A 25507-nucleotide genomic window follows, 5' to 3' on the forward strand; every position below is an offset into this window, starting at 1 on the left:
ATCCTCGCCATGTCGGCCGGATGCCTGCATCGCATCGCCGCGCCCGCTCGCCGTTCCCACCGCGGCTGACAGTCCATCGCCATGCCGGAGATCGTCAACCTCAACCGCGTCCGCAAGCAGAAGGCCCGCGCCGGGCGCAAGGCGGAAGCAGCCGCGAATCGTGTCCGCTTCGGACGTACCAAGGCCGAGCGGGCCGCTGCCAGAGCCGCCGAGGACAAGGCCGGGCGCGACCTTGCCGGTCATCGCCTTGGTGCGGATGACCCCGACACGGACCGGGGCCGGTGAGCGCGGGCCAGCGCAAGCGCTCGATCACCATCGCCGGCCACCGGACCAGCATCTCGCTGGAGGGCGCGTTCTGGGAGGCCCTTGGCGAGATTGCCGGGGAGCGCGGAGTGCCGATAGCCACCGTCGTCGCCGAGATCGACCGCGCCCGTGCCGGCATCGGCCTGTCGTCAGCGATCCGGCTGCATGTGCTCGATCATTACCGTCGCCGCGCGCGGCGGGCGGCCGGTCTGCCGGGCTAGCGGAACGTCCGCTGGCCCTCATCGCCCGACACCGTCGGGCGCGGATCGGTCGGCAAGACGACCTGCGAGTCGCCGCGAGTCTGGCCGGCGCGGACCGGAGCAAGCGGTACGACGGGCGCCGGCGTGATGACGATCGGCTGACCGATCGGCGGCAGATCCGTCGGCGACTGCTCGTCCGTCGTGACGGGCCCGGAGGTGGACGGCAGCCCATCTGAGGCCGACGAACCGGGGGGCGGCGAGTCAGCGGGCGGCAGTTCCCTCAGGATCTCCTCGATCCGACGCGTGAACTCGCTGTTGTCGAGCTGCGTCCCCGCAGCCTGAGGCAGCTCATCCGCCGGCTGCGTCTCCTCGGCGCTCGGTTCGGGCGCCGGTTCCTCCGACTGGGAGCGCCGGTCGCGCTGCTCGGCTTGACGCCGCTGCTCCTCCTCGGCCTGAAGGCGACGCGCCTCCTCCTCGCTCTGCCGCGCCGCTTCCTCCGCACGGCGCTGCGCCTCCTCGGCGGCCTCGCGCTCGCGCCGAACGCGCTCCTGGCCCTGGCGGATCAGTTCGCGGCCCAGTCGCTGGCGCTCCAGGATCTCCGCCTGCAGCGCCTCGAGCCGTTCGACCTCCTGCTCGAAGGCACGGACGGTGAGATAGCCGAGTAGCGGATTGACGTCGATCAGCCGCTGCGGATGCGCCAGCGGGCCGGCAAACACCACACCGACCTCGCGGACGCGGCTGTCCCCGCCGTCTGCCTCGAGCCTGAGGGTCCATTCGGAATCGATGGCCAGTTCGCCGAGGTCGATGGTCGCCGAAGCGAAGCTCGACAAGGCCTCCGACCGGATGCGGACATTGTTCGCCCTCAGCACCCCCGAAGAGATCGAGAAGGCACCTTCGATCGACTCGAAGGCAAGACTCCCTGCGTCCAAATGGCCGGCGAACACGTCGCCGACCCGTTCCTCGGTCAGCTCCAGCCCGGCATCGGCAGCGCTGATGATGAGGTCGAAGGCCGCCGGGTTCATCCGCCGCAGCACACCGTTCGTGACGCCGAACGAACCCGTACCGCTCAACGCCGAGACGAGGGCCAGCGGGCTGCGGCCGGCCCCCTCGAACGCGGCACCGAACGAGAGCGCGCCGGTGGCGACCGGCCTGCGGCCGTCGCTCCAGACGAATTCCTCGAGCCGCGCGTTCGACAGCTCGACACGGCCGGAGGCGGTGATGGTACCGTCGAGCTCGATGAGATCGAGGCTCGCCTGCAGCCGACCACCGAACAGGTTGCCGACGATATTGTCGACCGAGAACCGCACCGCATCGAAGCCGACCTCGAGCCGGGCGTCGGTCAGCCGCGCCCCCGGGAACAGCGTCGCTACCGGGGTTGCGACCGACACGCGGCCCCGCCAGCCAGGGCGGGCGGTCGCCTCGAACGGCGCCTCAGGCCAGGCCGCTTCGATGCCGGGACGGCCGATCTCCCGACCGGCCTCACCAACCGCAAGACCAAGCAGCCAGGGAAGATCGAGGCGATTTGTCTGCAGCTCGCCGTCGAGAACCCACATGCCGGCGCCCGCATCGAGGCTGATCCGACCCGCGGCGGTCACGCCGTCTGCGGCAAGTTCGAGCCCCGATACCGACCAGATGTCGTCGGTTGCCGACAGGCCAGCCGTGATCTGCAAAGGTTGCGCCGGCGGCGCGGACAGGTCGAGCCCGATCATGCGCAACAGCCGGCCGGGATCGCTCACCTGCCCGGCGATCTTGCCGGTGATTTCGCGCCCGCCCCGCTGCGGCCAGCGGCCGCTTCCGACGAATGTGCCGTCGATGCCGATCCCCGCGGCTTCCAGATCGAAGGAAATCGACGCCTCCGGCCTTCCCTCGGCGCGAATGGCGATCCTGCCCGGCTGCTGGCCAGGGGTGGGTTCCAGTCCGACCTGGGCGGCCAACCGCGCTCCATCGGGATTGCGTGCCTGTGCATCAAGCGAGACAGCGGCAGCATGAAAGGCCTCGACCGCCCCCTCGAAGCTCGCCTCGGCACGGATGTCGGTGCCGCCCGTGACCCCGGTCAGATCCAGACGTATGCGGCTGCCATCGGCGGTTCTGACCGCATGCACATTCGCCTCCAGCCGGGCCGGCACCAGCTCGGCCCCGCGCGCCGACAGCCAGTCGCCGCTGGCACGATAGCCGAGCGCACTCAGGAGCCGCGCCACCCCGTCGAGCGCCTCCGCCGAGGCCGCAAGGGTCAGGGAGCCATCGGGCGTCTTGGCAAAGGACCTGACCGCGCCGCTGCCCTCGACCCGGGCACCGCCGATGTCGCCAACCGTCAGACGGTGAATCGTCAGGTCGCCGTCGGCGATCGCCAGCTCCGCCACGACTCCGCTTGCCTCCACGTCGCCGAGCGCAAGCGCATCGGCAGCAAGCTCGATATCGACGTCGATCCCCTCGACGGTGGCCGCCGCAGCACCCAGCAGCCGCGAGCGGTCCGGACCGCCCGTACCCGACGACACGGCGAGCGCCAGACGGTCGGCCGTCAGCTGCGCCGACAGCCGTCCGCGCGTCGTTTCCGTGCGCGGCCAGAAGCCGACTGCCCCCTGCAGCCGGGTATCGGCGGTTGCGATGTCGATCGATTCGGCGACGATCCTGCCGTCGCCCAGCATGACCCGCGCCGAGGCCGTCAGGCGGGCCCCTGAAAGGTGCACTGCGGGCAGTCGGAGGTTCGGGCCGAGCAGCCAGTCGCCGAACATCGGGGCCTGCGCCGCGTTCACCCGGATCGCGCCGTCGAAGCGCGGTGAACCGCTGTCGAAGATCACCCGGCCCGCCATCGACACGTCCGTTCCGCCAGGCGCAGCCGCAACCGCTCGTTCAATTGCCAGGCCGCCGCCATCGGCGGCGAGATCGACCGACAGCGCCTCCACCAGCCCGCCCGACAACACGACGGACTCGATGTCGATCGCCGCGTGTCCGGGGATCGGCAACAGCTCCGGCTCGAGCGCCGCGCCGATGCGGCGCACCACCTCGACGAGGTCGACCGGCTGTTCGGCACCGCTGCCGAGCAGTCGGTCGAGATCCAGCTGCCGGGCCGACAGCACCGCGTCGAACCGCGGCCGGGCGCCAAGATCGATGTTCACGGCGCCCGCGAATGTGACGCTGCCGACCTCCGGTCCGATCCTGAGGCTCCCCTTGTCGACGACGACATGCTCCGGCGATGCCGACACCTGGCCGTCGATCCGCCACGGCAGCGCGCCGTCGTCGGTTTCCAGACGTTCGAGCACAGCCATGCCGGTGAAGGTCGGTACCGCCTCGGGATCGCGCACCAGGGTACCGTCGAGCTCCAAGCCGAGCGGCGCATCCGCGGGCAGCAGCGACAGTTTCATGCGGATACCGCCGCGCTCCTCCTGCAGCCGGCCGGTCGCCAGCCGAAGCGTCAAGCGGCGGCCATCGGCGAAGAGGCCTCCCTCGGCGCGGAATGGTCCGATCAGCGAGGTCGCGGAGCCGCCGAGATTGATACCGGTCAGATGGATGGTTCTGCCGGCCTGGTCGTCGTCGACATCGAGCGCGCCGTCAACGATCTCGAAGCGGTCGATGCGAACCCGCTCCGGGGCGAAGGGCACCGACGGACCGGTGTCGTTGCTCCAGACCAATCTGCCGCTCGCGTCGAGGCCGACCACCGCGAAGGGGCGACGAACCGTCATCCCGGTGATCAGCAGCTCGCCGCTGAGCAGCGGCGTCAGGGCCGCATGGATCTCGACCGACTCGGCCCCCTCACCGCCACCGGCGTCGCCGATGCGCACATCGGTTGCCGCAAGGCGCGGGAACGGCACGAGCCGCACGTCAAGTTCACCGGCGAACACCACCTTGCGACCGATGATCTCGCTCGCACGCGCCTCGAAGTAGCCGCGGTAAGACGACCAGTCGATGAAGAACGGCGCCGCGAACGCCGCAACCAGGGCCAGCGCGATGGCGATACCAATGGACAGGAGGATCGAGTTCACCGCCCGCGCCCTCGCCGCCAGCGGCATCCTCTCCGGATGCCGGCTGCCGGCCCGTTGTTTAGCCCTGCCCCGTGATCCTTGTCAGATACGGACAATTTTCCCCGGGTTCATGATGTTCTTGGGGTCGAGCGCACGCTTGATCGCCCGCATCACCTCGACCGCCGCGCCGAGTTCGGCATCGAGATACTTCATCTTCCCCTGCCCCACCCCGTGCTCACCGGTGCAGGTCCCGTCCATGGCGATGGCTCGCTCGACGAGGCGGGTCATGAACTCCTCGACCCGGGCGATATCGGCCGGATCACTCATGTCGACGAGCACCGAGGTGTGGAAGTTGCCGTCGCCGACGTGGCCGACGATCGGCGCCAGCATCCCGAGCCGCTCGATGTCGGCCTTGGTCTCGAGGATGCATTCGGCCAGGCGGGAAATCGGCACGCAAACATCCGTCGCGAAGGTCTCCAGCCCGGGACGCAGGCCGCGGCAGGCCCAGTAGGCGTCGTGACGCGCCTGCCACAGCGCGGTCCGCTCCTCGGCATTCTGAGTCCACTCGAACGGTCCGCCGCCGAATTCGGCGGCGATCTCGCCGAAGCGTTGCGACTGCTCGGCGACGCCAGCCTCGGAGCCGTGGAACTCGACGAACAGCGTCGGCGTCTCGGCCAGCGACAGCCGCGAATAGGCATTGGAGGCGCGGACCTGCACCTCGTCGAGGAGTTCGATACGGGCAACCGGAATTCCCGACTGGATGGTCGCGATCACCGCGTTGCAGGCCCCCTCCAGCGTCGTGAAGGGGCAGACGCCGCCCGCGATCGCCTCGGGAATGCCGTGCAGCCTGAGCGTGATCTCGGTGGCGATGCCGAGCGTCCCCTCCGAACCGACGAGCAGGCGGGTAAGATCATAGCCCGCCGACGATTTCTTCGCCCGCCGCGCAGTGCGGATGATGGTGCCGTCCGCCATCACCGCCGTCAGCGACAGCACCGCATCCTTCATCGTGCCGTAGCGAACCGCGTTGGTGCCGGAGGCGCGGGTCGCCGTCATGCCGCCGATGCTGGCGTCCGCCCCGGGGTCGATCGGGAAGAACAGGCCGGAGGCGCGCAGTTCCGTGTTGAGCTGCTTGCGGGTGACGCCCGCCTGCACCGTGCAGTCGAGATCCTCCGCGTTCACCTGCAGGACCCGGTTCATCCGGCTCATGTCCACACAGATCCCGCCGAACGGCGCGTTGACCTGCCCCTCCAGCGAGGTTCCGGTGCCGAACGCGATCACCGGGACGTCGTGACCGGCGCAGACGCGCACGATATCGGCGACTTCCTCCGTCGTCTCGGCAAAGACCACGGCATCCGGCGGTTGGTTGGGATGCCAGGTCGTGGTGTTGCCGTGCTGCGCGCGTACCGCCTGCGCCATCGACAGTCGCTCGCCGAAGCGTCCCTGCAGCGCCTCGATCGCGGCACGGACATCGCCGACGGCTCTGACGTTCGACTGCGCGGTAACAGGCATCGCAGGGAATCCTTCCAACACGTCCGGATTTCGGTAGATTTGCTCTCACACTAGCAGAAACACCAAGGACGCCAAATCACCATGCGACCGTGCGACATGCTGCAGCGGGCATCAGGCAAGCGGACTTCATGATGACTCTCCCCGGCACCGACCCGATCCCGGCCCCGGTCGTGACGCGGCGCATGGCGATTGAGCCCGGCTGGATCGACTACAACGGCCATCTCAACATGGCCTACTATCATGTCCTGTTCGATCGTGGCCTCGACGAGGCCTTCCTGCTGTTCGGCCTCGGCCCGGACTATGCCGCGACGCAGAACGCCTCGTTCTTCACCCTCGAGGCGCATGTCTGCTACCTGCGCGAGCTCAGGCTCGAGGATCCGGTGCAGCTGCGGTTCCGGCTGCTCGATCATGACGCCAAGCGGGCCCACATCTTCATGGAGATGGTACAGGCCGACATGGGGTGGTTGGCTGCGACTCTGGAGATGATGTCGATACATGTCGACCTGGCGACCAAACGCTCCAGCCCATGGCCGGCTGCGGTGGCCGAGCGGATGGCGGCGATGCGGGCGGCGCATGCGATGCTGCCGCACCCTGAACAGGCGGGCAGCACGATCGGCATCCGCAGGGGTTGATTGCCGCAGGCGTTGGTCGCCACCTGGCCGACCGTCCGTCAGGCAAGCCCGGTGTGCTGCCGCGCGTCGATCGTCGGCCGCCGGAGCCCGGCACGGTCCAGGGTCCGGTCGAGAAGCTGTTCGTAGATCGGCTTGCCGCCGAGCCATTCCGCCGTGACATGGGCGATGCCGCAGGTGATCAGCAGCGGCAGCGCCACCTCGTAGGCGCCGGTCAGTTCCAGCACCAGCACGACGCCGACCAGCGGCGCCCGCACCGAGGCGGTGAACAACCCACCCATCGCCGCAACCGCGAAGGCAACGGGCAGTGCGGGGTCCGGCACGAGCGCGGTCAGGAAGACGCCGACCGCAAGCCCGGTCGCCGCCGCAAGCGTCAGCAGCGGCGCGAAGATGCCACCCGGAACGCCTGCGACGTAGCTCGCCACCGACATCACCAGCCGGATCGCCACCAGCAGGAGCAGCAGCAGCGGCCCGTTGGTCTCCGTGACCAGCCGACGGATCAGCGCCTCGTTGCCACCGGTGGCTTCCGGCAGCACGATCAGCAGTACGCCGACCAGCAGCCCCACCGCGACTGGCACCGCGTATCGGACGCGCCGGTCGGCCAGATCGACGAGTTCGAGGCCGTGCAGGATCATGCGGTTGAAGAGCACGCCGAGCCCGCCGATGACAGTTCCGAGCACCGGGAACGCTGCCAGTGCCCATAGCGGCACCCGGCTGGTCTCGACGGCGAGGTTCGGCCCGACACCGCCAATCCGCTCGGTGATCACCGCCGACAGCACGGAGGCGACAATCACACCGCCAAATGTCCTGAACGTGTAGGGAAACTGCCGCCGCGTCTCCTCGATGACGAACAGGACGGCAGCGATCGGCGCGTTGAAGGCAGCGGCAAGTCCGGCCGCAGCACCCGCAGCGATCAGCCCGCGGCGCTCGCGCAGCGCGACACGGCCCCAGTCGGCCAGCGCGCCGCCGAGGCTCGCGCCCATGTGGATGGTCGGCCCCTCGCGGCCGAGCACCAGGCCGGACGACAGCGACAGGATGCCGGCGAAGAACTTGACCGGCAGCACACGGCGCCAGCGCAGCGGCCTCAGCCCGTCGAGCGTGCCCTCGACCTCCTGCACGCCGCTGCCGGAGGCTTCCGGCGCGAACCGTCCGACGATGACGGCGGAGGCCAGCGCCATCGCCGCCGCGACCAGCGCGGCCACGACCACCGCCGCGACACCCCGTCCGAGTTGCGCCTGCAACCAGACCGGCCAGGCCAGCAGCGCGTCCACGATGAGATGGAAGACCGTGCCGATGGTGCCGGTGGCGATCCCGACGCCCGCTGCCAGCGCGAAGAAGGCTGTATCGGCCCGTCGGTCCGGGTATGGTCGTTCCGCCGAATCCGGCACGTTATGCCCCCCCGTGGGCCGCCCGGATCACCCTTCCCCGCCCTGCCGCCGGCCGCCACTGCCGGATGGCGCGGACAACCGCCGAACTCTAACCAAATCGCCAGGCCGGCAATTACCCCGTTGACGGAGCAGCACGTTCGCCGTCCGCGCCACGGCTGCCGGCGCTGAGGCCGTCGCGCGCGTCGTCGTCCGGGATCCACTCGACAGGCCGTTCACCATTGCGATGCTAGCCTGTGGGCGATTCCCTCGCATTTGCAACAGGCTTCCCCACATAAGTTGGGGTACACACGGGCGCGCGGCTCCCCTATGGTCCGCGCGCCCTTTCCGTTCAGGCCGAGGACATGACCGAGACGCTCGACACCGCAACCGCGCCGGCCGCCGCCCGCAGACCGGACCGGCAGGCTGCCTACCGCAGCCGCCGCACCTTCGCGATCATCTCGCATCCGGACGCCGGCAAGACGACCCTGACCGAGAAGCTGCTGTTGGCCTCCGGCGCCATCCGCATGGCCGGCCATGTGCGCGCCCGCGGCGAGCAGCGCCGCACCCGCTCGGACTGGATGGAAATCGAGCAGAAGCGCGGCATCTCCGTCACTTCGTCGGTGATGACCTTCGAGCGCGACGGGTTGACCTTCAACCTGCTCGACACGCCCGGTCACGCGGACTTCTCGGAGGACACCTATCGCACGCTCACCGCGGTCGATTCCGCGATCATGGTTATCGACGTCGCCAAGGGCATCGAGAGCCAGACGCTGAAGCTGTTCGAGGTCTGTCGGCTGCGCGACATTCCGATCATCACCTTCGTCAACAAGGTGGACCGGGAGGGCCGCGACCCGCTCGAATTGCTCGACGAGATCGCCTCGACTCTGGCCCTCGACGTTGCACCCGTCCTGTGGCCGCTCGGCATGGGCGTCGACTTCAAGGGCTGTATCGACCTTGCTGCCCACCGCCTGATCGGCAGCAACGGCGCGCCGGGCCGCCCGATTTCCGCCGATATCGATGCCCTGTCGCGCGACACCGAGCTGATGGCCGACCCGAATGCCGCCCGCTCTGTCGAGGAGCTGCAGCTGGCTGCTGCCGCGCTGCCGCGATTCGATATCGACGCCTATCGGGCAGGTCACATGACGCCGATCCTGTTCGGCTCGGCATTGAAGGGCATCGGCGTCGCCGAACTGCTGCGCGCCGTCGCCGAGTGGGCGCCGCCGCCGGCACCGCAGCCCGCAAAGCCGGAGCCGGTCGCGCCCGGCGATCCCGACGTCACCGGTTTCGTGTTCAAGGTCCAGGCCAATATGGACCGGAACCACCGCGACCGCGTCGCCTTCGTGCGGCTGTGCTCGGGCATCTTCGCGCGCGGCATGAAGCTGAGAAATGTGCGCGCCGGGCGCGATCTCGCCATTTCGAATCCGATGTTCTTCTTCGCCCAGGACCGCGAGACCGTCGACGAGGCGGTGGCCGGCGACGTCATCGGCATCCCCAACCATGGCACGCTGAGCGTCGGCGACACGCTGACCTCGGGCCGCGAGGTGCGCTTCACCGGCATTCCCAACTTTGCCCCGGAGATCATCCGCCGCGTCCGCCTGTCCGACGCCATCAAGGCCAAGCAGCTTTCCAAGGCACTCGGCGATCTCGCCGAGGAGGGCGTAACCCAGGTGTTCCGCCCGATGATCGGCGCAGACTGGATCGTCGGTGTTGTCGGCCCGCTGCAACTCGATGTGCTCGGCACCCGCATCGAGGCCGAATACGGGGTGCCGGTGGGCTTCGAGCCGATCGGGTACGACACCGCCCGTTGGGTGGCAAGCGCGGATCCGGCGGAACTGAAGAGGTTCATCGCGCTCAACCGCGCCAACATGGGCGAGGACCGCTACGGCGATCCGGTGTTCTTCGCCGCCAGCGCCTGGGCGCTGCAACGCGCCGAGAAGAACGCCCCCGCCATCCGCTTCCTCGCCACCCGCGAGATGGGCTGACGCCGGCCGTCCCCACCCGGCCGGGTCATCGCAGACGTCACCGGCGCAGGACGGAAGCGGCGAACCGGGCGAACACGGAGAGACTCCGCGGTCCCGCAGGTGCCCAGGCATTCCGGCCCCGACCAGGCGTCATTCCGGATGCCCGCAGGTCGATGGCAGATCGGAAGGAAACGCCGGCCGCACTGAGCAATCCCGATGCTCAGCGGCAGTACCGGTAGCTGTTGCCGGCATTGTGCCGCGCCAGATCGATGTGGAAATGATCCCGGTGCGCGGCATCGGCGTTCGGACCGAGGACGGTCGTGAACATGCCGCATGCGCCCTTGTGCACCTCGCGCAGGAAGGCACGCGCCGCCGGATCGCTGCCGTTCCAGTCGTTGAGCACGCTGATCGTGCGTCCGTCCGACAGGGTGAACGAGCCGATGTCCAGCGCGTTGCCGAAGGCATGCTCGGACATCTTGGCGCCGAACTTGTGATTGCGGGTACGGCAGACATACGATCCCATGTTGCTGATGCCGGTCACATAGGCGCCGAGGTAGCGGACAGCCGCCGGCTGCACGCTGTGATACATCCAGCCGTCCACGGCATGGGTCATCGGACATGTCAGTATGGCTGGCGTGGAGAAGCCGACATAGCCACGCAGCGCCGCCGAAACCCTGATCGGTTGCCAGACCCCGCAAACCCCGCGATCGTTGATCCGCGACATCGGCTCGGCGTAGCTGGTACGCCGGATCGGCGTCTTGGCCATGCAGATCGCCTCGAAATCCTTGCGCCACGCCTGCTCGCGGTAGGCATAGCGCGAGCTGGTGCAGCCAGCGAAGACGAACAGGATCGTCGCAAGGACGACTGTGAGGGAGATGCGCGCCATGACGGCCGCATCATTCGACTTCGAGACAAATGCGACGTTAAGCGGAAGGGTAAATGTTCGGTTGACGCGCTCAGCCGGGGCGCGCCTGTCCCGCCGCGCCGGCGAACAGGCCGGTCGGCCGCAACACGAGCAGGAAGGTGAGCACGGCGAACACCGCCACGTCGCGGAAATCTCCGGGAAACCAGGCAGACCAGAAGGATTCGAACACGCCGAGCAGCAGCGCCCCGGCGAAGGCCCCGCGCACCGATTCGAGCCCGCCGAGGATCGCCACGAACAGCGCCTTGGTGCCGATCATGAAGCCCATGTAGAAGCTTGCGCTGCCGTAGTAGAGCCCGATCAGCGCACCCGCCGCACCCGCATAGGCCGACGACAGCAGCATCGTCGTCGCGAAGACGCGGCCGGCATCGACACCGAGCAGTTCCGCCATCCTGAGATCCTGCGCGCAGGCCCGCCACAGCCGCCCGAAGCGCCTGCGGTCGATCAGCCAGACCAGCGCCGCCGCCAGAGTCACGCAAAGCCCGAACACTGCCGCCTGCATGAACGTCACCTGCACCAGGAAGCCGGGCGCCTCGATGCTGAAGAGCGGCCGGACGAGCAGCGGCCTGATCCAGAGTTCGCGGCTTCCCGCGGCAAGCCGCATCGCCTCCTCCAGCATGATCGCAAGCCCGATGGTGGCAACCAGCATCGCCAGCGGCGGATGCCGGAGAAGCGGCCGTGCGACGAGGCGCCCGGCGACCGCTCCGGTCAATCCGGTCGACAGGACCGCGATCCCGCCGACGGCGAGGATCAGCACGCCGGTCGGCAGTCCGCTGCGCCCGATGAGGCCGCCCAGGCCACCGACCATCAGATAGCCGGCCCACATTGCCAACGCGCCGAAGGCCAGATTGAAGCGGCCGGTCATGCCGTGGAACAGCACGTAGGCGACCGCCACGAGCGCATAGAATGCGCTGACCTGAAGCGCGTTCAGGGTCTGCTGCAGCAGATAGGCCGCCTCCGCCGCACTCATCTCGGCACCTGCCCCCTGCGCCGCCCCTTGCGGCAACCATGCCGGGTATCGTATCTAACTATCAAAGTGGAAGACAATAGTTATATCATCATGCCATTTCCCTGGACCCGACGCCAGTTCGTCGGCGGCGCGCTGTGCCTGGATTTCACCAACACCGTCTACTATGCGGACGATCCCGCCCGACGCGGCGACAGGCTGCACTCCGGCGAGGATCTCGCCGATTGGCTCCGTGCGGCCTGTCGCTTCGGCACCGCCGGCGCCTATCATCCGATGCTGGAACTGACGGGCGACGCCTTCGATGCGGCCGCATTCGCCGATCTGCTGGTGCTGCGGCAAGCGGTCGACGACATGTTCCGATCCTGCGTCGCAGGGCGATCGCCGCCCCCTCTCTCCCTGCGCTTCATCCTCTATGCACTCGGCAGCACGATGTCCGCCGTCGAGATCGTCGCGACTGGCGATGGCTTCGCCCCTGCCACCGCCAGGTCTGTGGCAGCGTCGGCGGCGACCGCCCGCGCGGCGATCGCGCACTCGGCCCTGTCGCTCGCGCTATCGCCCGCCATCCGTCGCATCAAGCGCTGTCCCGCCTGCCACTGGCTGTTCGTCGATCGCTCGCGCAACACGAGTCGGGTCTGGTGCGACATGCTCACCTGCGGCAACCGGGCCAAGGCACGACGGCACCATCAGGTCCGCGCATCCAACCAGGATAACCACCATGACCAGTGACATCGGTTCATTCCTTCATCGGCTGGCCATGCTCGTCGCCCTCGTTGCGCTGCTGGCCCCTGCCGGCTGCGGCGACAGCGACGATGGCCCCTATGTCGAGATCGTCGGTGGCGGCTTCGTGTTCAACTACCGCATCGCCGAGGTCTTCTACGGCGTGACTGTGGTGGCGCACCGGCCGTTGCCGCCCGGTGCCGAACTCACCGCCGAATTCGAGAATCCCGCCGGCGGGTCGCCGATCCGCGTCAGCCGTCAGGCCCGCGACAACCAGACCCGCTTCTCGCTCGACTCCGGACCGTTGCAGGGAGTGATGGCAGATCGGGACTATACCGTGGTCGTGACCCTGAGTGTCCCGTCGGGCGAGGTGCTGGAGACCCATACACGGGTGATCCGATCGAAGCTCGACCAGTCCGTGCTGCCAGAGCGCCCCCTGACCATCGGTCCCGGCTACACGCCCAATCCCGAAAACGCCGATGTGCGCGGCGAATAGCCGGAGCCTTGCTCGCGCCTACTGGCAGAAGGTCGTGCGCCCGTCGGCGCCGCGCCGCTGCAGGTCAAGATGCAGATGATCCTGGTGAAAGGCGTCGGCTTCGGGGCCGAGCACCGTCGTGAACGGACCGCATGCGGCTGCGTGGACACGCCTGAGGAACTCGCCTTCAGGCCCGTCGCCGGTCCAGTCGGATCCGACCGCGACAATCCGCCCGTCCGCAAGCTCGAAGGCGGAGATGTCGATCGCGTTGGCGAGCCCGTGCTCGCTCGGGCGGGTGTCCGGCTCGCCGTTGCGCGTGCGGCAGACATACGACCCGGCGACATGCAACGTCGCAAGAGACGCATCCAGTAGCTCGACGGCGGCCGGTTCGACGACCCGTTCGACGAATTCGTCGAGCCGCTCCGCGATGGCGCAGTTGACCACCGCTTCGGGCTCCAGCCGCACCGACCGGCTCGAGCCGACGAACGATATTGCATAGATCGCCGGCACCGGACAGGCGCTGTCGCGAACGGGCGGCAACGGACGCCCGGACACGCGCGCCTCCTCGATCGCCGGACAGGCGGGCGAAAGCCCCTCCCCGAGGTCCTCCAGCGGTGGCGGCTGCGACGGCTCGTCCTCGCCGGCGGTATGATCGGGCGGCTCGGACGGACCCGCCGAAGCGGGCGCCTCCGCTGCCTTGGCGCCGTCGGCTGGCGTGGCATCGGCTGCCGGCGCGTCGGGGGACCCCGCCGTCCCGGAAACCGCGTCCCGCGAACCTCCGGCATCCGACCCGGAGTCGGCCGGCGCGACGCCGGGCGTGTCGGTCGGACTCGGTCCATCGCCGGTGCCGGCGGGGCGTTCTGCGGGCAGGGGCACGCTGCCCGGCCGCGCTTGCGGCAATGGTGGCCCGCCTGCGGGCGCGCGGTCCGTGTCGCGGTCAGGACGCGGTTGCGGCAGCGGCGGCGCGGTGTCGGACTGAGCCAGCCGCACATCGCCGAAGGTCGGCCGCTCCGGCGGCAGCGGCACATCGGCCTCGCTGCCGGCGACCTCGAGCGGCAATACCAGGGCCAGGATCACTCCCGCGACACGCGCGCGCATGGCCGTCCGTCCGCGCCTGATTCGCCAGAGCGGACCATCGTGCGCCGGGCTCGAAGATTCGCTCCAACTCTCTGTTTCGTCACACTTCCTGACGGAGAACCGGTTTCCTCGTCTCCGGGAATTGCTCCTTCCGGGGCAATAGCATGGCCCAGGTCATGCACAGCTTCCACCCTGAAAAGCCTGGATTGCTGCAGTGCAATGACGAATCCTTTTCGTCTACCTCTCCGATCGGGTTACAGTCTTGTAACAACGACAGGCGGAGACGCACGACGATGATGGCCTTCATCAGGCGCGCCGAATTTCTCGCCACCTGTGCGGTATTCGTATTCGTCGCGGCGATCGTGGTCGGCGCTTTCTGACGGGTACGCAGATGGGTCGCACGCCTTGCCGAGGCAGGGAAGGCGCCGGGTTCGCCGTGCGCTCGTCCTTCCCCGGGCCGTCTGGCGGCTGAGCGTCGCGGAGTTGCCCTGACCGCTTGAGCAGATCTGACTGCTTGGGCAGATCACTGACCGTCCGGCCTGCCAGTCGCGGCTGCTGCTGCCGACATCACGTCCGCCGCGTCCGCGTCGCCGGGCATCCTGCACCAGGCTGCGCGCGCAGCGAAGGATCCATCGGCTGAACCTGTCGCCGGCGGCTCAGGCGGCCCGAGCCGCCGGCAGATAAGCCAGTACCGGCGCCAGCCACCGCTCCGCCTGCTCCACGCTCCAGCCCTTGCGCGCCGCATAGTCTTCGACCTGATCGCGCTCGATCTTGCCGAGCCCGAAATACCGGCTCGCCGGATGCGAGAAGTAGATGCCGGCGACCGAAGAACCCGGCTGCATCGCGAAGGATTCCGTCAGCCGCACGCCGGCCGCCGCCTCGGCATCAAGCAGTGCAAACAGCGTCCCCTTTTCGGTATGGTCGGGCTGTGCGGGATAGCCGGGCGCCGGCCGGATGCCCCGGTAGGCCTCGGCAATCAGCTCTGCGTTGGTGAATGCCTCGTCCGGCGCATAGCCCCAGAACTCGCGGCGGACCCGTTCGTGCATGTGCTCGGCGAAGGCCTCGGCCAACCGGTCGGCGAGCGCCTGGAACAGGATCTTCGAATAGTCGTCGTTGGCCCGCTCGAATCGCGCCAACACCGCCGTCTCGTTGTGGCCCGCCGTCACCACGAAGCCGCCGACATGATCGGCAAGTCCGCTCGACAACGGCGCGACAAAATCGGCGAGCGCGAGATTGGCCCGCTCCGAGCCGCGCCGCGACATCTGCTGGCGCAGGGTGTGCAGCACCGCCCGCCGAGTCGTGCGCTGCTGATCCGCGAAGACCACGATATCGTCCCCGTCCGCATTGGCCGGCCAGAAGCCGATCACTGCACGCGCCTCGAGAAGCCTTTCCTCGACGATGCGTGCCAGCATCGCCTCGGCGTCGGCGAACAGCTGGCGGGCAGCTTCGCCCTGGCGGGGATCATCCAGAATCTCGGGATAGCGGCCGGTCAGCTCCCAGGTCTGGAAGAACGGCGTCCAGTCGATGTAGCGGGCGAGCGTGGCAAGATCATAGGAGGCGAACGCCCTGGTGCCGAGGAAGGTTGGAACCGGCGGCACGTAGCCGGTCCAGTCGAGCGCCAGCCGGTTGGCGCGGGCATCGGCAAGCGTCTGCCGCGCCTTGTTGTCCTGCGCCCGCGAGTGGCCCTCGGCGATCCGCGCATACTCCCTGCGCGTTTCCTCATAGACACGCAGGCGTTGCTCCTCCGACAGCAGGCTGGAAACGACGCCCACCGCGCGGCTCGCATCGGTCACATAGATTGCCTGTCCCTTGCGATAGTTCGGGTGGACCTTGACGGCGGTATGTACCTTGCTGGTCGTCGCCCCGCCGATCAGCAGCGGCAGGTCGAAGCCCTGACGCTCCATCTCGGCCGCAACATGGCACATCTCGTCGAGCGAGGGCGTGATCAGTCCCGACAGGCCGATGATGTCGGCCTTTTCGGCTCGCGCCGTCTCGAGGATCTTCTCGGCCGGCACCATCACGCCGAGATCGACGACCTCGTAGTTGTTGCACTGGAGGACAACGCCGACGATGTTCTTGCCGATGTCATGGACATCGCCCTTCACCGTCGCCATGACGATCTTGCCGGCGGCGGGACGGTCGGTGATGCCGAGCAGCCGCTTCTCCGCCTCCATGAACGGCTCGAGATAGGCGACCGCCTTCTTCATGACGCGGGCCGACTTCACCACTTGTGGCAGGAACATCTTGCCGGCGCCGAACAGGTCGCCGACCACGTTCATACCGGCCATCAGCGGGCCTTCGATCACATCGAGAGGCCGCTTCGCGGCCTTGCGCGCCTCCTCCACGTCCTCGTCGATGAAATCGGCGATCCCCGCAACGAGCGCATGTTCGATGCGCTTCTCCACTGGCCAGGATCGCCATTCGAGCGTCCTCGCCTCCCTTTCGGCGCCGCCCTGCTTGAAGCGCGCTGCGGCCTCAACCAGCCGCTCCGTCGCGTCCTCGCGGCGGTTCAGCACAACGTCCTCGCACAACTCCCGCAGTTCCGGGTCGATATCGTCATACACGGCCAGCTGGCCGGCATTCACGATCGACATGTCGAGTCCCGCGGCAATCGCGTGGTAGAGGAACACCGAATGCATTGCCTCGCGAACCGGCTCGTTGCCGCGGAACGAGAACGACAGGTTGGACAGCCCGCCTGACACGTGCGCATGCGGCAGATTGGCGCGGATCCAGCGCGTCGCCTCGATGAAGTCGACGCCGTAGTTGTTGTGCTCGGCGATCCCGGTCGCGACGGCGAACACATTAGGATCGATGATGATGTCCTCGGGCGGAAAGCCGGCCTTGTCGGTCAGCAACCGGTAGGAGCGTTCGGCGATCTCGATCTTGCGGGCCAGCGTGTCGGCCTGACCGGCCTCGTCGAAGGCCATCACCACCACCGCCGCGCCATAGCGCCGGACCTTGCGCGCCTGCTCCAGGAACGCGGCCTCGCCTTCCTTGAGCGAGATCGAATTCACCACCGGCTTGCCCTGCACGCACTTCAGCCCCGCCTCAATGACGCTCCACTTCGAGGAGTCGATCATCACCGGCACGCGGGCAATGTCCGGCTCTGCGGCGAGCAGATTGAGGAAGGTGACCATCGCCGCTTCAGAGTCGAGCAGACCCTCGTCCATGTTGACGTCGATGATCTGGGCACCGTTCTCCACCTGCTGGCGCGCGACATCGAGCGCTGCCGCGAAGTCGCCTTCCCTGATCAGCTTGCGGAAGCGCGCCGAGCCGGTGACGTTGGTGCGCTCGCCGATATTGACGAAGTTCGTCTCCTCGGTGAGCGTGAACGGCTCGAGCCCCGACAGCCGCATGTAGGTCTTCAGCGCCGGCACCTGCCGCGGTGGGAACCGCCGGACGGCCTCGGCGATATGCGCGATATGGTCAGGTGTCGTGCCGCAGCAGCCGCCGACGATGTTGACCAGCCCGGCCTCCGCGAACTCCGCGATATGCTGTGCGGTCTCGCACGGACCCTCGTCGTAGCCGCCGAAATGGTTGGGCAGGCCGGCGTTCGGATAGGCGCAGACCAAGGTGTCGGCGACCCGCGAGAGCTCGGCCAGATGCGGTCGCATCTCCTTGGCACCGAGCGCGCAGTTGAGACCGATCGACAGCGGCCGGGCGTGACGCAGCGAGTACCAGAACGCGGTCGGCGTCTGGCCCGACAGCGTCCGGCCGGACAGGTCGGTGATTGTGCCCGAGAGCATCACTGGCAGCCTGCGGCCAATCTCGTCGAAGACCGTCTCCAGTCCGTAGATCGCCGCCTTGGCGTTGAGGGTATCGAAGATCGTCTCGACCAGCAGGATGTCCGCACCACCCTCGATCAGCGCCCGTGCCGCTTCCGCGTAGGCGGCGGCCAGCTGGTCGAAGGTGACGGACCGGTAGCCCGGATCGGTGACGTCTGGCGAGATCGACGCGGTGCGGTTGGTCGGGCCGAGCGCCCCGGCCACGAAGCGCGGCCGCCCGTCGGCCTTCGATGCCTCGTCCGCCGCTGCGCGTGCCAGACGGGCGCCCTCGCGATTGAGGTCGGCGACGAGGCTTTCGGCGCCGTAGTCCGCCTGCGCGATCGCCGTCGATGAGAAGGTGTTGGTCGAAACGATGTCGGCGCCGGCTGCAAGATAGGCGTAGTGTATGTCGCGGATCGCCTCGGGTTGGGTCAGGTTGAGAATGTCGTTGTTGCCCTTGAGCGGGTGACCCCAGTTCTTCAGGCGCCGACCACGGTAGCCCTCTTCGTCGAGATCCAGGGACTGGATCTGCGTTCCCATGGCGCCGTCGAGCACCAGGATGCGCTCGGCGGCGAGCGCACGGATGCGCCGCTCGGTTTCGGACGGATACGCGGTCATGTGTCGGTCCTGCTGTGGGCAAGGTCAACGCTCAGGCAGCCGCCGAGGTCGTCAGCGCGGGTCGCAGCCCCAGCATGTGGCAGGCAGCGTAGACCAGTTCGGCGCGGTTGAGCGTATAGAAGTGAAAATCCGATACGCCGTTGTCGAGCAGGTCGAGGACCTGCTCGGCGACCACGCTCGCCGCCACCAGCAGGCGGGTTTCCGGATCCTGATCCAGTCCCTCGAAGCGGGCGGCGAAGCTTTCTGGGATATGGGTACCGCACCGCTCGGCGAAGCGCGCCGCCTGGGCAAAGTTGGAGATCGGCAGGATGCCGGGTACGACGGGGATGTCGATACCGCGCGCCGCCAGCCGGTCGCGGTAGCGGTAGAAATACGCGTTGTCGAAGAAGAACTGAGTGATCGCGCGGGTGGCGCCGGCGTCCACCTTCGCCGCCAGCACATCGATGTCAGTGTCGAAATCGGGCGATTCGGGATGCTTCTCCGGATAGGCCGACACCGAAATCTCGAAATTGCCGATCCGGCGGATGCCCTCGACAAGCTCGGCGGTGGTCTGGAAGCCGTGCGGGTGCGGACGATAACGGGCACCGACGCCCTCGGCCGGATCGCCGCGCAGCGCCACGATGTGGCGCACTCCGGCATCCCAGTACGCGTAGATCACCTCTTCGATTTCCTCGCGGCTCGCATCGACGCAGGTCAGGTGCGCGGCGGGACGCAGATCCGTCTCCCGCGCGATGCGGGCGACGATCTGGTGCGTCCGGTCGCGCGTCGACCCGCCGGCGCCATAGGTGACCGAGACGAAGTGCGGGCAGAGCGGCGCTAGCCGCTCGACCGCCTTCCACAGCGAAGCCTCCATCTCGGCGGTCTTCGGCGGAAAGAACTCGAAGGACACGGCAAGGTTCGGGCCGCCGCCAGGGCGCTTGCCACGGGTCGCTTCCATCACGCGGCCTCCTCTGAAATGGGTGTCTGACGCGCCCGGTGGCCCGTCTGCCGACCAAGCCAGATCGAAACAGTGAGCCGGTCGCCGGGCGCGTCGCTGTCGGGCGGCAGATCGACCTGCTCGAGCGGATCGACGCCGGCTGCACGCATCCAGGCATGGATCTGCTCCTGCGCGAAGCCAAGCCGGCGATGGGCATGCTGCTCGCGCAGGAACTCGAGTCCGTGCGGGGCGAAATCGACGATGATCAACCGGCCGCCGCGGCGGAGCAGCCGCGCGGCCTCGGCGATCGCCCGGGCCGGATCGTCGAGATAGTGCAGCACCTGGTGGAGGATCACTGCGTCCGCAACGCCGTTGTCGAGCGCCAGATTGTAGATGTCGCCGTGCCGCACCTGGCAGTTGGTCAGCCCCTTCTGCTCCAGCCGGTTGCGCGCATAGGCCAGCATGTCGTGCGACAGGTCGATGCCGATGCCGCGACCGACCTTCGGCCCCAGCATCTCCAGCATCCGGCCGGTGCCGGTGCCGAGATCGACGACGGTACCGAGCCGGGCATCGTTGAGCAGACGCGAGATCGCGGTCTCCACCTGCTGCTCCTCGACATGCAGCGAGCGCAGCCTGTCCCACTCACCGGCATGACGGCGGAAATAGGCGGCAGCGGCCTCGGCGTGCGCCCGGCGCACAGCCTCGAGCCGGGTGCGGTCGCGCACAAGCACCGGATCGGTACGATCGAGACGGTCGACGATGTCGCGGGCGATCTCGGCCACCGGCCCGTGCTCCGCCAGCCGGAAGAAGGCCGACGCACCCTCTGCGTTGCGGCGCAGCAGACCGGCCTCGACGAGCAGTTTCAGATGTCGGCTGAGGCGTGGCTGGCTCTGCCCGAGGATGTCGGTGAGGTCCTTCACGTTGCGCTCGCCCTCGGCCAGCAGCGCCAGGATGCGCAGCCGCGTCGGCTCGCCGGCGGCGCGCAGCGCAGAGAGAAGCTGATCGGACGAGATGGGCAGCATGTGTCGGCACTCATTATCCTGAGACGTTCATATAAAGATATCTTTATGAAGTCAATCGATACTGACAAACCGCCCGTCCTGGCCGGACTGACCGCCTGCAAAGGCGGCGCGGCCCGTGAAGTGAGCAGTCCGCCATGACGCGGCGAACGGCCTGATCGAAAACCCTGTCCTCACCCGGCAGCGATCACGGCGCGGCGGTCACGGTGCGGTAGTGTCGGAGGGGCGTCACGGCGCGGCTTGGATTGACGAACCCTCACCGAGACCGGCGAGGATCTCCATCCGCATGACAGCTCGCCGGTCGGATCAGGTCTGGGGGAAGGACAGGCATGACCGCCGGGATCGCCATCCCCTCCGCACCCGCGACCGCCACCCGACGCTCCGGGAAGTCGACGGCATTGCCGGGAAATCGATGCGCTTGATTCCTCTGTCACACCGGCCGCTGGAGCGCCGCGCGTTCGGCTTCGACCGCCTCCCGGCAGTGGCAGCCCTCGATGTGGTCGTTGACGAGCCCCATCGCCTGCATGAAGGCATAGATCGTTGTTGGCCCGACGAAGGTCCAGCCGCGCCGTTTCAGGTCCTTCGACAGCGCAGTCGATTCCGCGGTCGTCGTGATGGGCTTGAGGCTTGCCAGATCGAACCGCGCCGGGCGGCTGTCCGGCTGCGGCTCGTAGCGCCAGACGAAGGCCGCGAGCGACCCTTCCCGTTCGATCAGCTCGATCGCCCGCCGTGCGTTGTTGATGGTCGACTCGATCTTGCCGCGATGGCGCACGATGCCAGTGTCGGCGAGCAGCCTCACGACGTCCCGCTCGCCGAAGCGTGCGAGCTGTTCGACGTGGAAATTCGCAAAGGCCGCCCGGAAATTCTCCCGCTTCCTGAGGATCGTGAGCCAGGACAGCCCCGATTGAAACCCTTCGAGGCACAGCTTCTCGAACAGCGTCCGGTCGTCCGTCACCGGTCGGCCCCACTCGGTGTCGTGATAGGCTGCGTAGACCGGATCGGCGCCATGCCACCAGCACGACAGCCGCCCATCCTCGCGGCGCAGCAGCCCCTCGGCAATGGACTCGGACATGGCACTCCGAACCGTGTTGCGAACCGCCGACGACACTGCCTGCAAGCCGCCGGCCGATCAAGAACAAAAGCGGAACAATCGTCTATGCCGCCTGCGGCCGCCGCGCGAAGGCCAGCATGATGCCCGCGCCGATCAGCGCGCCGCCGGAGATCCGGTTGACCCAGCGCATTCGCTGGACAGTGCCGGCAAGCGCGCCGACCCGGGCGCCCGCGAAGGCGTAGACCGCCACCGCCATCGCCTCGAACAGGATGAACGCGGCGCCCATCAGTGTCATCTGCAGCACGAAGTCGCCGCCCGGCACCAGGAACTGCGGGAAGAAGGCCGTGAAGGTGACAATCGCCTTGGGATTGCTGGCGGCGACGAGAAATTCGCGTGTGGCGAGTCGGCGCAGCGGCTCCTTCACGCCCGCGCCGGACAGCGACGACAGAACGACCGGAGACCGCATCATGCGGATGCCGAGCCAGACCAGATAGGCCGCGCCGAGCCATTTGAGTAGGGTGAAGAACAGCTCGGAGGCCGACAGCACCACGCCGAGCCCGACGGCCACCATCGCGATCATGAGCGCGAAGGCCGGCACCCGGCCGAGCGAGGCGAGATAGGCGTGTGCGAAGCCAAATCGGGCCGAGTTGCCGAGCGCCACCATGTTGTTGGGGCCCGGATACATGTTGATGGCGAAGCAGGCGGGGGCGAACAGCAGCCACATCTCAAGCGTCATGGGCGGAACCTCCGGGCCGGGCCAATCCCTAACGCGCCACCGCCATCCGTGCAAAGGGGAACTTCACGGACGGATTCGACGGATTCATTGCGGTTGCGATCGGCCGCCCAGCCTGATCTGACGAGCTTCGTTGGGCGGTCCATGACGGCGTGCCGGTCGCGCGTCCGATGCCTGCGCCTCTTGGAAGCGTCGATCACCCTTCGGGCGATCTGCGGCCGATCCGCCATGCCGCGCCCTTGCGGACGTGCTGCCTTGACGGCCCCATCGGCCATTGCGTCCGTCGAACCATCATCCGGCCGGGACAAACCGGTCGCAGGCCATTCCGCAGCCGCTTGCTGCCGGGCGCTACAGCAACGGACTGATCAACCTTACCGTGTTGTCGATGAGACGCTCGCGGAAAGGACGCGACGCGAAGCTCTGGGGATCGAGAGGCACCGAGTCGGCGATGTAGCCTGCCTGAAGCGCGGCAAGACTGGCGGTGAAGGCCTTTCCGTAGACGAACAGTGACACCTCGTAGTTCAGCCAGAGGCTGCGCATGTCGAGATTTGCCGTGCCGAACATCGCCATCACTCCGTCGACACTGATCGACTTGGTGTGCAGCAGTCCGCCGCGGAATGCGTGGATTTCCACCCCCATCGCGAGCAGCTCGTCGAAATAGGACCGGCTCGCATGGCGACTGAGCCGCGAATCGATCCGCTCGGGGAGCACCAGGGCAACGCGAACACCGCGGCCTGCTGCTCCGCGCAGCGCCCGTAGCAGCGACTCGTCAGGGACGAAATAGGGCGTGGTGAGAATCAGTTCGTGCCTGGCGGCATTGATCAGGGCCAGCAGCATCAGCAGCAGACCGTCGCCGGTCTCCCCGGGCCCCGACGAGACCACCTGCAGGTCGGTCTCGCCCTTCGGCTCGCCGAACCGCAGGCCGACATCGGCGATCAGCTTCTCGATTGCCTCGCCCGTCTCAAGCACCCAGTCGCCGATCGCCGTGGCACCCAGCAGCGCCACCGCCGGCCCCTCGATCCGCACCATCGCGTCGATCCACTCGCCGACGCCGGCGTCCTGCTTGAAATGGCGCGGATCGACGAGGTTCATGCTGCCGGTCCAGCCGATACGCCCGTCGATCACCACGATCTTGCGATGCAGTCTCAGGTCCGTGCGTCCGAACACCGAACGCACGAGCCCGACCGGCAGCGCCTGCGCGATGGAGACGCCGGCCGCGCGCAACCGCGCCGGCTGGTTCGACCGCCACCAGGGGCGGCCGCCGAGCGCATCCACCAGCACCCGGCACGACACACCGCGCCGCGCCGCCCGGATCAGCGCCTCGAGCACGAGATCGGCCTTGCCGCCCTCGTTCCAGATGTAGAACTCCATCAGCACGCTCGTCTCGGCAGCGTCGATGTCTTCGGCCAGACGATCGAGCATGGCGAGCGTGTCCGACATCAATTCGAGATCGCTGCCGGCCACGGTAGGTGAGGCTGCGACCATCCGGCCGAGCCGGTCGAGTCCCCGTGCCTCCCCGGCATGACGGGACCAGTCGACCACGGCCACCCCGTCGCGCAGGGCGGCTTCGCTCATCCTGCGGTAATGGGCCCGCAACGCTCCCATGGCGCGGGCGCGCCGGCCGCCGATGCGCCGTTCCCCGAGCAGGAGGTAGATCAGTCCGCCGAGAAACGGCAGGATCGCCACGAGGAACAGCCATGCCAAGGCCACGCCGGTGGACGGCCGGCTCATGATCACCCTGATGGTGATCAGCAGGACGATGACCGCATGCAGGGCGGCCGAGATGGTCAGCGAATGCAGGAAGACGTCCATCGCGGCATGCGAACAGCACGGCCAACCGCAAGTCAAACGCAATCGGATGCAACGCCGCCCGGCATCCGATACGGTCCGTTCGGCAAGGAACCGAACGACCATCGGCCCGACGCCCCCCCCGCGTGCCGGCGCGGGGAGCGGATCGCGGGATCGCCCCTCTAACCGAAAGGCCGCGCCGCGCGATTCGGTACCGACGGGAGGATCTGCGAGCCCGTTCGAGCAATGGTGGCGGCCGTAATCGTACCGGAGGTGCGCGCACTCCGGCCGTCTGACCGCATCACAGCCAGGGACGCTGCTCGGTGACCCGCGCCTCGAACGCGGCGATGCTGTCGACCTTCTCGAGCGTCAGGCCGATGTCGTCGAGCCCATTCAGAAGGCAGTGCTTCTTGAAGGGATCGATGTCGAAATGGATCGTTCCGCCGTCCGGCCCGGTAATCGTCTGGCTCTCCAGATCGACCGTGATCGTGGCATTGGCGCCGCGGCTGGCATCATCCATCAGCCTGTCGATGTCCTCCTGCGGCAGCCGGATCAGCAGCATCCCGTTCTTGAAGGCGTTGTTGTAGAAGATGTCGCCGAAGGACGGTGCGATCACGCAGCGGATGCCGAAGTCGCTGAGCGCCCAGGGTGCATGCTCGCGGCTCGAGCCGCATCCGAAATTCTCGCCGGCGATCAGGATCTTGGCGTTACGGTAGGCGGGCTTGTTCAGAACGAAATCCGGGTTCTCGTTGCCCTTCTCGTCGAATCGCTGCTCGTAGAACAGTCCCTTGCCGAGCCCGGTGCGCTTGATCGTCTTGAGGAACTGCTTGGGAATGATCATGTCGGTGTCGACATTGATCACCGGCAGCGGCGCGGCAACGCCGGTCAGGGATGTGAACTTCTCCATTCGTCGCGGCTCCCGCAAGCTAGGCGTCGCAGATCTCGGCCCCTTCTCTAGGGCGTTCGGGCGGGGCAGATCAAGTCCGCTCGGTCTATCGGAAGTCCCGGTCCTGGGGGGCCAGCACCGGTGCAGCGGCCGGAACGGCCGCGCTGTCAAAGCACGAACGGATCGCCGCGCAGCGCTCGGCCCGGTTCGGATGCTCGGGGCTGCGGCTCTTGTGCGGGAAGATCATGCAGATCTGGTCGATATCGCTTTCCAGCAGCCAGCCCTCTGCCTTGCCGCGCCTCGCCGCATAGCAGTCGGCCTGCTCCTCGCCCGGTCCATAGAGCTGGTGCGCACATTCGTGGCTGTAGACGAACAGCCGCGTGGCGGCCGACAATCGATCGAGCCTGACCGGATTGAGCACGATGAACCCGCCGATCGACGCGCCATAGTCGCCGAGATCGGCCGTCACCACGGTGCGCGTGCGTCCGCAGACGGGCATGCGCGTGCCGATCTGCAGCTTGCCGGGCTCGTAGAGGGTTCCGCGCAAGACGATCTCTTCCGCCACGACCGGTCGCGTCGCGGCGGTCAGCAGTGATGCGAGAATCAGGCAGGCACCCGTCGCCCAGGCCGGCATACGCATCCGTAT

At 67.8% G+C, this 25507-nt stretch carries 20 protein-coding genes; 6 read left to right on the plus strand and 14 right to left on the minus strand.

Going from position 1 to position 25507, the window contains the following annotated elements; all coding sequences use genetic code 11:
• Positions 1 to 81 precede the first annotated feature (81 nt).
• Positions 82 to 285, plus strand: a complete 204-nt coding sequence (locus EDC22_RS13890; RefSeq protein WP_132807280.1) for a DUF4169 family protein — start codon at positions 82 to 84, stop codon at positions 283 to 285.
• Complete coding sequence (locus EDC22_RS13895; RefSeq protein WP_132807281.1) at positions 282 to 524, plus strand: ribbon-helix-helix domain-containing protein; 243 nt, start codon at positions 282 to 284, stop codon at positions 522 to 524. Before EDC22_RS13890 ends, EDC22_RS13895 begins: the two co-directional genes overlap by 4 nt.
• Here the strand turns inward: EDC22_RS13895 and EDC22_RS13900 are convergent.
• Both EDC22_RS13900 and EDC22_RS13905 read right to left on the minus strand, forming a co-directional pair.
• Positions 521 to 4510 (minus strand): AsmA family protein, encoded by a 3990-nt coding sequence (locus tag EDC22_RS13900; protein ID WP_132807282.1) that lies wholly within the window; start codon positions 4508 to 4510, stop codon positions 521 to 523. The two genes, EDC22_RS13895 and EDC22_RS13900, sit on opposite strands and share 4 nt — an antisense overlap.
• Before the next feature lie 54 nt (positions 4511 to 4564).
• On the minus strand, positions 4565 to 5971 hold the full coding sequence (locus EDC22_RS13905) for an FAD-binding oxidoreductase (RefSeq protein ID WP_132807283.1): 1407 nt from the start codon (positions 5969 to 5971) through the stop codon (positions 4565 to 4567).
• A gap of 131 nt (positions 5972 to 6102) precedes the next feature.
• On the opposite strand from EDC22_RS13905, the gene EDC22_RS13910 reads away from it, so the two are divergent.
• Positions 6103 to 6603, plus strand: a complete 501-nt coding sequence (locus EDC22_RS13910) for a thioesterase family protein (RefSeq protein WP_165926907.1) — start codon at positions 6103 to 6105, stop codon at positions 6601 to 6603.
• A 38-nt stretch (positions 6604 to 6641) separates the two neighbouring features.
• On the opposite strand, the gene clcA is transcribed toward EDC22_RS13910, so the two are convergent.
• Positions 6642 to 7988: a H(+)/Cl(-) exchange transporter ClcA gene (clcA, locus tag EDC22_RS13915; RefSeq protein WP_132807285.1), complete on the minus strand. Its 1347-nt coding sequence runs from the start codon at positions 7986 to 7988 to the stop codon at positions 6642 to 6644.
• Positions 7989 to 8329: 341 nt separating this feature from the next.
• Between clcA and EDC22_RS13920 the strand changes: the two genes are divergently transcribed.
• Positions 8330 to 9949, plus strand: a complete 1620-nt coding sequence (locus EDC22_RS13920) for a peptide chain release factor 3 (RefSeq protein WP_132807286.1) — start codon at positions 8330 to 8332, stop codon at positions 9947 to 9949.
• A gap of 199 nt (positions 9950 to 10148) precedes the next feature.
• Here EDC22_RS13920 and EDC22_RS13925 read toward each other — a convergent pair whose 3' ends face one another.
• Both EDC22_RS13925 and EDC22_RS13930 read right to left on the minus strand, forming a co-directional pair.
• The gene (locus tag EDC22_RS13925; protein WP_132807287.1) at positions 10149 to 10814 is read right to left on the minus strand and encodes an extensin-like domain-containing protein; all 666 of its coding nucleotides are present in this window, start codon (positions 10812 to 10814) and stop codon (positions 10149 to 10151) included.
• Between the two features lie 70 nt (positions 10815 to 10884).
• A complete protein-coding gene (locus tag EDC22_RS13930; RefSeq protein ID WP_132807288.1) occupies positions 10885 to 11820 on the minus strand; it encodes a branched-chain amino acid ABC transporter permease in 936 nt (311 codons plus the stop codon).
• Between the two features lie 90 nt (positions 11821 to 11910).
• On the opposite strand from EDC22_RS13930, the gene EDC22_RS13935 reads away from it, so the two are divergent.
• Positions 11911 to 12543: a CGNR zinc finger domain-containing protein gene (locus EDC22_RS13935; RefSeq protein WP_132807289.1), complete on the plus strand. Its 633-nt coding sequence runs from the start codon at positions 11911 to 11913 to the stop codon at positions 12541 to 12543.
• On the plus strand, positions 12533 to 13030 hold the full coding sequence (locus EDC22_RS13940; protein WP_132807290.1) for a hypothetical protein: 498 nt from the start codon (positions 12533 to 12535) through the stop codon (positions 13028 to 13030). Before EDC22_RS13935 ends, EDC22_RS13940 begins: the two co-directional genes overlap by 11 nt.
• 18 nt (positions 13031 to 13048) lie before the next feature.
• Here EDC22_RS13940 and EDC22_RS13945 read toward each other — a convergent pair whose 3' ends face one another.
• The 9 genes from EDC22_RS13945 to EDC22_RS13985 form a co-directional block, all read right to left on the minus strand.
• Entirely contained in the window at positions 13049 to 14107 is a 1059-nt protein-coding gene (locus EDC22_RS13945; RefSeq protein ID WP_132807291.1) for an extensin family protein, read from the minus strand.
• Between the two features lie 635 nt (positions 14108 to 14742).
• Complete coding sequence (gene metH, locus EDC22_RS13950; protein ID WP_132807292.1) at positions 14743 to 18468, minus strand: methionine synthase; 3726 nt, start codon at positions 18466 to 18468, stop codon at positions 14743 to 14745.
• Between the two features lie 31 nt (positions 18469 to 18499).
• Entirely contained in the window at positions 18500 to 19405 is a 906-nt protein-coding gene (metF, locus tag EDC22_RS13955; protein ID WP_132807293.1) for a methylenetetrahydrofolate reductase [NAD(P)H], read from the minus strand.
• Positions 19405 to 20406, minus strand: coding sequence for an ArsR/SmtB family transcription factor (locus EDC22_RS13960; protein WP_132807294.1), 1002 nt, complete (start codon positions 20404 to 20406; stop codon positions 19405 to 19407). Before EDC22_RS13960 ends, metF begins: the two co-directional genes overlap by 1 nt.
• A gap of 427 nt (positions 20407 to 20833) precedes the next feature.
• Positions 20834 to 21475 (minus strand): DNA-3-methyladenine glycosylase I, encoded by a 642-nt coding sequence (locus EDC22_RS13965; protein ID WP_132807295.1) that lies wholly within the window; start codon positions 21473 to 21475, stop codon positions 20834 to 20836.
• 82 nt (positions 21476 to 21557) lie between these two features.
• Positions 21558 to 22190: a LysE family translocator gene (locus tag EDC22_RS13970; RefSeq protein ID WP_132807296.1), complete on the minus strand. Its 633-nt coding sequence runs from the start codon at positions 22188 to 22190 to the stop codon at positions 21558 to 21560.
• A gap of 345 nt (positions 22191 to 22535) precedes the next feature.
• A complete protein-coding gene (gene cls / locus EDC22_RS13975; protein WP_165926908.1) occupies positions 22536 to 23999 on the minus strand; it encodes a cardiolipin synthase in 1464 nt (487 codons plus the stop codon).
• A 277-nt stretch (positions 24000 to 24276) separates the two neighbouring features.
• Positions 24277 to 24882 carry a 3-isopropylmalate dehydratase small subunit gene (gene leuD, locus EDC22_RS13980; RefSeq protein ID WP_132807298.1) on the minus strand — a complete coding sequence of 202 codons (606 nt, stop codon included), beginning with the start codon at positions 24880 to 24882 and terminating at the stop codon, positions 24277 to 24279.
• Between the two features lie 85 nt (positions 24883 to 24967).
• The gene (locus tag EDC22_RS13985; protein WP_132807299.1) at positions 24968 to 25501 is read right to left on the minus strand and encodes a hypothetical protein; all 534 of its coding nucleotides are present in this window, start codon (positions 25499 to 25501) and stop codon (positions 24968 to 24970) included.
• Positions 25502 to 25507: the final 6 nt, after the last annotated feature.

It is taken from the genome of Tepidamorphus gemmatus (assembly GCF_004346195.1).
GTDB lineage: Bacteria > Pseudomonadota > Alphaproteobacteria > Rhizobiales > Tepidamorphaceae > Tepidamorphus > Tepidamorphus gemmatus.